The following is a 1,448-nucleotide window of genomic DNA, read 5'->3' on the forward strand; positions in this document are numbered from 1 at the left end:
CAGCCGCTGCCACGAGCCCAGCGGAATACTCCCGTATGCCCGCTGCCCGCGTGGGGCTCGCGCACGGGGGCGCGCCATCTTGGTGGTCACCCCGCTCTCGTCCAGGAACACCAGGCGGTCCACGGGAAGCTCACTCATCTGCTGGCGGTAAGCCTCACGCTCGGCTGCAATCTCGGGCCGCTCCTGCTCGGCCGCCCGAAGCGTCTAATGGCATGGACCGGCCGTGCTCCCGGGCGGAGCATGGGAGCACGGGAATATCCCGCAGGCAAGGAGCCATGCCATGTCACACCAGACCACAGCTGAATGCATCGCCACGATTGGCATCGACCTGGGCAAGACCACCTTCCACCTCATCGGTATGGATGCGCGCGGCAGGATCGTGCTGCGCCGGAAGGTCTCGCGCGGACAACTGCAGTCCTGTCTGGCCAACCTGCCGGCCTGTCTGATCGGAATGGAAGCTTGCGCCGGAGCCCACCACGTCGGGCGTCAGCTTGGCGCTCTCGGTCATGATGTCCGCCTGCTGCCGGCCCAATACGTCAAACCTTTCCTCAAAGGGCACAAGAACGATTACCGCGATGCCGAGGCCATCGCCGAGGCGGTGCAACGCCCGACCATGCGGCCGGTGCCCGTGAAGGCGGCCGAGCAGCTCGACTTGCAGGCCCTGCACCGCGTCCGCCGTCGACTGATTGGGCAACGCACCGCCGTCATCAATCAGATCCGCGGTTTCCTGCTCGAGTGTGGCATCCCGGTGCGTCAGGGGCCAACTGGCTTGCGCGAGGCGCTGCCCACTCTTCTCGCCCAGCGTACGGACGTGCTCTCAGCGCGCATGATCCACCTGATCGAGGATCTCACGGGAGATTGGCGCTGGCTGGATGGGCGCATCGAGACGCTCACCCGAGAGATCGGCGATCTGGCCCGTCAGGATGCGGCCTGCCAGCGGCTGATGGGCATCCCGGGTGTGGGCGTGATCACGGCCAGTGCCATGGTGGCGGCGGTGGGAACAGGAGCCGCCTTCAGCAAAGGCCGCGACTTTGCCGCTTGGCTTGGGCTCGTGCCCAAGCAGATCTCCACCGGAGACCGTACCATTCTGGGCGGCCTGTCCAAACGTGGGAACCGCTACTTGCGCACCCTCTTCGTGAGCGGTGCGCAAGCCCTTCTCCAGCGCCCACATTGCTGGGCCGGGCACAAGTTTGGCCAGTGGCTGCAAGCAGCCGGAGCGCGGTTGCACCGCAATGTGCTCGCCGCGGCCTTGGCCAACAAGCTCGCTCGCATTGCGTGGAGCGTGCTGAACCACACGAACGGTTACGATCCGGAGTTTACTCCCCACGCAGTCTGAGCCTGCTCAGAGGGCCGACAGTTCGAGGATAGAGTTCCCGCCGAGGTTCGCGAGAAGGATGTGACAGGATGGATGAACGGTTGCCCGGCGCATCGCAAGCCTGACCAAAAAA

Annotated in this window: 1 protein-coding gene; it reads left to right on the top strand. The window is 65.4% G+C overall.

The annotated features are described in order from the left end of the window. The first annotated feature begins 280 nt into the window (after positions 1–280). Positions 281–1,336 carry an IS110 family transposase gene (locus ACFOYU_RS15330; RefSeq protein WP_377034257.1) on the top strand — a complete coding sequence of 352 codons (1,056 nt, stop codon included), beginning with the start codon at positions 281–283 and terminating at the stop codon, positions 1,334–1,336. The last annotated feature ends 112 nt before the right edge of the window (positions 1,337–1,448 follow it).

The sequence above is a fragment of the Microvirga sp. GCM10011540 genome (genome assembly GCF_042650665.1).
GTDB classification, from domain to species: domain Bacteria; phylum Pseudomonadota; class Alphaproteobacteria; order Rhizobiales; family Beijerinckiaceae; genus Microvirga; species Microvirga lenta.